The organism is Leptospira sp. GIMC2001, assembly GCF_028462125.1.
In the GTDB taxonomy this organism is placed as follows: Bacteria; Spirochaetota; Leptospiria; order Leptospirales; family Leptospiraceae.
Window position 1 is genome coordinate 1,878,097 of record NZ_CP115468.1, and the last position, 6,000, is coordinate 1,884,096.

Below are 6,000 nucleotides of genomic sequence, written 5' to 3' on the forward strand. Positions count from 1 at the left end.
AATCTCCCTTTTGAAAATTTATTTCAGTTGTATAATATTCATTTCTATTTGATGTCCCTTTTTGTTTTGGAGATACGTAGAATAATTAAACCATTGTGAAATAAGTTTTATTTACTTGAAAAGTCGAATGACAATGTATAAAAATTCAATTTTTATTTTGTTTTTAATTATGAAAAGAATGGTGGGTGTGGGAAAGATGTAACTAAGGACTCTGGAAAAAAATAGAAATGTCAAAATGTAAAATAATGGAAATGCATAATGTTGGAATTGTAGTTGAATCTCTAGATAACGCAGTTTCTTTTTTTAAAGAAATTGGAATGACACTCGAGGGACGAATGCTTGTAGAAGGTGAGTGGGCTGGCCGAGTAACGGGGCTTGGAGATCAATCTGTCGAGGTGGCTATGATGGTAACGCCAGACGGGAATAGTCGTTTGGAACTCTCTCAATTTATTTCACCTAAAATCGTTTCTGACCATAGAAATTCACCAGTCAATTCACTCGGTTATTTACGAGTAATGTTTCGAGTTGATAATTTAAATGAATTGCTTCCGCGAATTGAGAAATACGGAGCTAAGATAGTTGGGGAAGTCGTCCAGTTTGGTGAAGTCTATAGGCTTTGTTACGTTAGAGGAACGGAAGGAATACTAATCGGATTGGCTGAACAACTTGGAAATGAAACTTCAGAAGATATTATGAAAAATTCTGAATATAATTAATCTTATCCCATATGTGATTTAAAGGTTAACTGCCTTATTTTTTTTTATTCAATTGAAATATTGGTCATCCTTGCAAATGTTTATGAAACAGTGTATTTCAATATTTTTTAATACAAAAGCCCAAGAATCGGTTTAGTATTCTCCCTAAATGAATCAATTCGACTGAACATCTTTTTGGCTATTTAGTAGTATTTTAGAATAGACAAATATACCTTACAATCATATGTTATTTTTGTCTAGAAAGATTAGAATTAAAAGATAATCAGGAATTTGTCCTAATGAAATTCGTAGCGATAAATGGGATTACGAGAGGACTAATATAAAAGATGATTCGTAAATGCTTATTTGCTATCAATTTATTTTTATTCTCATTCTGCAATTCGAATTGTATGAAGGCAGATCTTAGCAATCCATGCGATATTCTAACTGAATCATTTTTTAGTACCTTATTAGTAAAAAATACAATTGGAGATTCAACTCCACACTGTGGTTATAGTTTGAATTTTAATAGTAATGTTACTAGTCCAGCACCGTCTCCAACATTTAAAAGTCTAGCGACAATGCCAAGAGCTAATCACACTCTATTAAAATTTGAAGACGGAAGGATCAAGGGATGGGGGAATTCAGATCTTGGACAACTTGGTTATGGAAATATTAGCAGTATAGGGGACGGTAATCTCTCTATCAAAGATTCAAGTTTCATTCCAATTTCTCAACCCATCGCTCAACTAACGGCAGGTAGTAATTTTAGTTGTGCACTTTTTATTTCGGGCGATGTGCAATGCTGGGGTTCCGGCAATAATGGAAGATTGGGATATGGAAATACGAATAGCGTAGGTGATGGAGTTGGAATCAGCATTCAAGAAGCTGGAATTCTCCCGATAGGAGAGAATGTAATCCAGGTTCATGCAGGTTCTGATCATGCATGCGCTCTACTTTCCTCAGGCAATGTTCGATGTTGGGGATCTGGCAATAGTGGAAAATTAGGTTATAATAATATTGATAATGTAGGAGATGGGATAACCAGTATTCAATCTGCAGGGAATATAAATATAGGTGGAACAGTTACTCACTTAGCCGTTGGCTCTGATCATAATTGTGCTTTACTTTCGACCGGAACAGTTCGGTGCTGGGGTTTCAATGCTTCTGGACAATTGGGTTACAATAATACAATTAATGTTGGAGATAGTGGTGCTAATAGTATTATAAATGCTGGTGATGTTTCCATTGGAGGAACTCCTACCCAAATTACTATTGGATTTGCGCATACCTGCGTTCTACTTTCGACAGGTACTGTTCGTTGTTGGGGTGTTGGAAGTTTTGGTCGGTTGGGATATAATAACACAAATTCAATTGGGGATGGTCTTATAGGTGGTGATGTTCCGATTGGTGAGACAGCAGTTCAAATTACAGCCGGGTTTTCTCATACCTGCGCTTTATTATCGACTGGAAATGTTAGATGCTGGGGTTCTGGCGCTAATGGAAAATTGGGTTATAATTCTATAAGCAATATTGCAGATGGTGTTTCAGGTATTACAATCCAAAGTGCCGGAGATGTACCGATAGGTGAGGCTGTAAGGGAAATATCAGCAGGCGCGTCACATACTTGTGCTTTACTAGCTAGTGGTTCAGTTCGTTGCTGGGGAGCTGGTGCAAACGGAAAGTTAGGATACAATAGTATCGCTGATTTAGGTGATGGAGTAGGATCGACTATTCTCCAGGCTGGAGATATAGTTTTGGAATAAAGAATCTCTATGTGTTGTTATATGCTTACCTTTGTTATGAATCAAACTTATTGATCCTGTGTTCATCAAGAAACGCTCTGCTAGCGTATTCAAAATTGTAGATTTTCCAACACCGGAAGAACCAAGAAGGCAATAAGTCTTAGTTTTTAGAATTAAATTTTTTATTTTACTTATACCTTCTAAAGTCACACTGCTTAAAGTAATTATGGGTGTATGAAAAATTCTTTGATTGATTTCATAAAGGATTTCAACTTTTCTATCCGTATCAATTAGATCGATTTTATTCAATACAATGATCGGCTCAATTTTTGATGCGTTGCAAATTGTCAGATATCTTTCAATTCGATTAATATTAAAATTATGATCAACTGCAGTTACGATAATTCCATAATCTATATTCGTTGCAAGGATTTGAGATTCAAAATTTTTACTTACAGATTTTCTAGATAGTATTGTCCGCCTTGGATATATTTCATGAATAAGGCACTGACTCTCATCATATACAGTTATTGCGACCCAATCTCCAACAGCAGGAAAATCAAATCGATTTTCGGCTGTGAATCTTAATTTACCAGTTACTTCCGCTTGGTATTCAGAATTGATAGTTTTAACTATATATTTTTCTTTATGCTCGGCTACGACTCTTCCTACTTCAAATGATTGAAGATTATGATCTTTTGCGTATTGCTCTAAATCAATATTATATCCTAAATCTTCTAATGTCATTTTCTGATTTTTTGACCTCTAATTTTTTTACACTTGCAATCATTTATAAAATAATGGAACAATTACATCATTCTATTTTTAGGAACAAGTATGAAATTTTTTTCTTCCTATATCATTTTGGTTTTAATTGTAATCAGTGCAGCATTTAATAATTTATTGGCACAGAGGCTGATACGTGAAATTATTGGACCGGTAAATTTACCAGGAACCACCGAGAAAATAAGCTATAAAGATAAAGCAGTTCTTATGGAAGAAAATACTATACTTTACCTTGTAGAAGGAGAAGATCGAAAGAAGGTCAATTTATTCTTTGTAGAGATCAAAACTGGAAAATTCTTTCATTACTCACCTTCTATAATGGAGTATTTTGATAATAATAAGGAAATTAATATTACTACATTTTCCAAAAGATAACGGACGCGGCAGATTCTAATATTAGATTATGCGGAATCTGATAGTAAAGAAGTTCCACATACAGTTTCTTACGATATCAAAACCAAATCGGCAATTTGATTCTCCATTCCTTCGACTCCCTATGGATCACTTTATTCTCAGGACGTAAAGAGAATTTTTGTTGCATCGGCAGAAACTGGCGAAATGAGAATTTATCAAGCAGATACAGGCAAAGTAGTTACTTCCAAAAAAATTGGAAGCTATGGACATGGAAAGGGTTACTTGAAGGACAATGAAATTGCTTGGATACGTAACAGCGGAATCCATATTTACGATGATAAAACTTATAAACAAAAGAAAATCATTCCAACAAAAAAATACTTTCCGAAGGGATCCGTGAATGTTCAAGGTTCGACTGCTGATCCAAGTTTTGGAATCCTGCTTAGAAATTCCTTATCCGATCTTGGAGAGGATTATAAAATCTTGCAACCCGATAAATGATCTCGATTTTAATTTAAACTTAGCTTACACAGACTGGAAATAAATCTAAATTTGTTTTTGGATTGAAAATTTTCAAGGATGGATACGACGAATTCCTATTACTTGATATCTTTCTATGATAAATTCTATTTGTATAAAATGTATAAAATTTCGCGGTTTCTATAATAAGTAGACAAATTAAAAAAACTATTATATAGTTACTTAAGTTTTTTCCGATTTCTGTAATAAATGGAAGAAGAATTGAAATAATAGATAAAGATAGAAAAAGCTAAAAGGCAAGGCTACAATTATAAGTAAATTCTTCAAAGCGGACAGCAGTTCATTCTCACCAAGTAATACAAAACAAGAAGTCAATACCAAAAGACTGCATCCCCAATAGATACGAAGTCTATTCTTAGGTGTTAAGTTTCCTCTGTCTGATAGGATTCCAAGAACGTAGATTGCGGAATCAATTGAGGTTAAAAGGAATGTTGACATGGCTATTAAGGATAGAAGCGATGTTAATTTTGCCATTGGATAAAAGTTTAAAAGAGAGAAGAGGGATTTATAAATTGAAAGAAAGGATTCCCTTTGCTCTGGATAAAATTTGATGATTGAGAAAGCCTCTGTTCCAAAAATGGAAAACCAGATAAAACTTCCAATAGATGGAATCAGAATGCTACCAAGTAGATATTCGCGAACAGTTCGTCCTTGAGAAATTTTTGCTATAAAAATCCCGGTGAAAGGTGTCCATGATAACCAAAAAGCCCAATAGAAAACGGTCCAATCATTGATGAAATGGTCTTCGGCTTTGGAGTCGCCTAGATTCAAACTCAATGGTATAAAATCAACTAACAGCTCACAGATTGATTTTGAAAAATTAAAAAGTATGAGTAGCTTCTGTCCCCATAAGAATATAAAACCCATTAAGAAGAAGGCGAGCAATATGTTGAAATTGGAAATTCTACGAATACTTTTCTGAACACCTACCCACGCAGAAAGAGTTGCGAGCATTGCCAATATCGAAATAATAATCAGATGATTTTCTAAATTTAATTCGAATAAACCTTTCAGATGAATTCCCGTTAATATTTGTTTACTTCCTAAGGATAATACAGAAATGATTCCGATCATAGTTAGAATAATCAATAGAATTTGACTTGGAAAATTGAATTTGAATCTAAGAAAGGACTCATTTTGATCCATTCGAGAATTGATTACTAAGCCAAAAATACTGTAAAATGCCCAAGCAGTAAAACCCCAATGGAAAAAAGTATATTCTAACGATAAGATTTCAGGTGCGAGAGCTGACACGACTGGTGGATTTAAGAAATAATAAGTTGGCTCTTGAACTGCCCTTAGCAAGAGTCCTGCTCCCATACCTGTGCTATAGAGCATGGCAACCCAAGAAAAAAATCCATACTCTGGTTTCTCTCCATTTAATCTTTTGCCTCCAATGGGTAAACAGATAATGAGAACGACGGCAATAATCGAGATAAACCCCAAATATAGATAATAATAATTGAAGGAATCTAACAAAAAGTTCGTGGCAAGTTGAAGATTGAGAATAAATTCCTTCGGAAATAATACTGAGAACAAAATAATATTCGAAAACAAAAAACTAATTACTAGGATCGTTCTGTTTCGAAATAGAAAATTTAGATAAGATTTGGATATCAATTTATGAATTCACTGAGATATATTAGAATTTTTATATACGTTTATATTTTACACTATAGATTTACTTTCAGAAAGTATATATTAGAATTTAATACCTTTTTTATCTATTCTTTTCTCTCATTTTTTATTCAGCGCAAAATACTGCCTCTTCCTCGCTCGCAATGCGAATCCTTTGTTCACAATTTGTAATTTGATTGTGTATTGATTTTCTAAATTTACTGTAGTCACTGTTATCAATTTGTTTGAATTTCAATCTTCGT

7 protein-coding genes (1 of these 7 only partly in view) are annotated in these 6,000 nt (G+C 33.9%); 4 read left to right on the top strand and 3 right to left on the bottom strand.

The annotated features are described in order from the left end of the window. Positions 1 to 227: 227 nt before the first annotated feature. Positions 228 to 716, top strand: coding sequence for a VOC family protein (locus O4O04_RS10210; protein WP_272535835.1), 489 nt, complete (start codon positions 228 to 230; stop codon positions 714 to 716). 389 nt (positions 717 to 1,105) lie between these two features. Beyond that, positions 1,106 to 2,461 carry an RCC1 domain-containing protein gene (locus tag O4O04_RS10215; protein WP_272535836.1) on the top strand — a complete coding sequence of 452 codons (1,356 nt, stop codon included), beginning with the start codon at positions 1,106 to 1,108 and terminating at the stop codon, positions 2,459 to 2,461. Here O4O04_RS10215 and rsgA read toward each other — a convergent pair. Then, the gene (rsgA, locus tag O4O04_RS10220) at positions 2,405 to 3,187 is read right to left on the bottom strand and encodes a ribosome small subunit-dependent GTPase A (RefSeq protein WP_272535838.1); all 783 of its coding nucleotides are present in this window, start codon (positions 3,185 to 3,187) and stop codon (positions 2,405 to 2,407) included. The two genes, O4O04_RS10215 and rsgA, sit on opposite strands and share 57 nt — an antisense overlap. A 90-nt stretch (positions 3,188 to 3,277) precedes the next feature. Between rsgA and O4O04_RS10225 the strand changes: the two genes are divergently transcribed. Both O4O04_RS10225 and O4O04_RS10230 read left to right on the top strand, forming a co-directional pair. After that, positions 3,278 to 3,601 carry a hypothetical protein gene (locus O4O04_RS10225; protein WP_272535840.1) on the top strand — a complete coding sequence of 108 codons (324 nt, stop codon included), beginning with the start codon at positions 3,278 to 3,280 and terminating at the stop codon, positions 3,599 to 3,601. A gap of 183 nt (positions 3,602 to 3,784) precedes the next feature. Next, entirely contained in the window at positions 3,785 to 4,081 is a 297-nt protein-coding gene (locus tag O4O04_RS10230; protein WP_272535841.1) for a hypothetical protein, read from the top strand. Between the two features lie 201 nt (positions 4,082 to 4,282). On the opposite strand, the gene O4O04_RS10235 is transcribed toward O4O04_RS10230, so the two are convergent. Together O4O04_RS10235 and O4O04_RS10240 are read right to left on the bottom strand one after the other, a co-directional pair. Next, complete coding sequence (locus tag O4O04_RS10235; RefSeq protein WP_272535843.1) at positions 4,283 to 5,677, bottom strand: BCCT family transporter; 1,395 nt, start codon at positions 5,675 to 5,677, stop codon at positions 4,283 to 4,285. A gap of 187 nt (positions 5,678 to 5,864) precedes the next feature. Then, positions 5,865 to 6,000, bottom strand: the final stretch of a protein-coding gene (locus O4O04_RS10240; RefSeq protein WP_272535845.1) for a hypothetical protein. Its footprint extends 374 nt past the window's final position; only the last 136 of its 510 coding nucleotides appear in the window; its start codon lies beyond the right edge, outside the window; its stop codon occupies positions 5,865 to 5,867.

What these genes read in the sequence shown, in the direction of transcription:
- O4O04_RS10210 (WP_272535835.1), top strand. Translation starts at nt 228, where the DNA reads ATGTCAAAATGTAAAATAATGGAAATGCATAATGTTGGAATTGTAGTT.
- O4O04_RS10215 (WP_272535836.1), top strand. Translation starts at nt 1,106, where the DNA reads ATGAAGGCAGATCTTAGCAATCCATGCGATATTCTAACTGAATCATTT.
- rsgA (WP_272535838.1), bottom strand. Translation starts at nt 3,187, where the DNA reads ATGACATTAGAAGATTTAGGATATAATATTGATTTAGAGCAATACGCA.
- O4O04_RS10225 (WP_272535840.1), top strand. Translation starts at nt 3,278, where the DNA reads ATGAAATTTTTTTCTTCCTATATCATTTTGGTTTTAATTGTAATCAGT.
- O4O04_RS10230 (WP_272535841.1), top strand. Translation starts at nt 3,785, where the DNA reads ATGAGAATTTATCAAGCAGATACAGGCAAAGTAGTTACTTCCAAAAAA.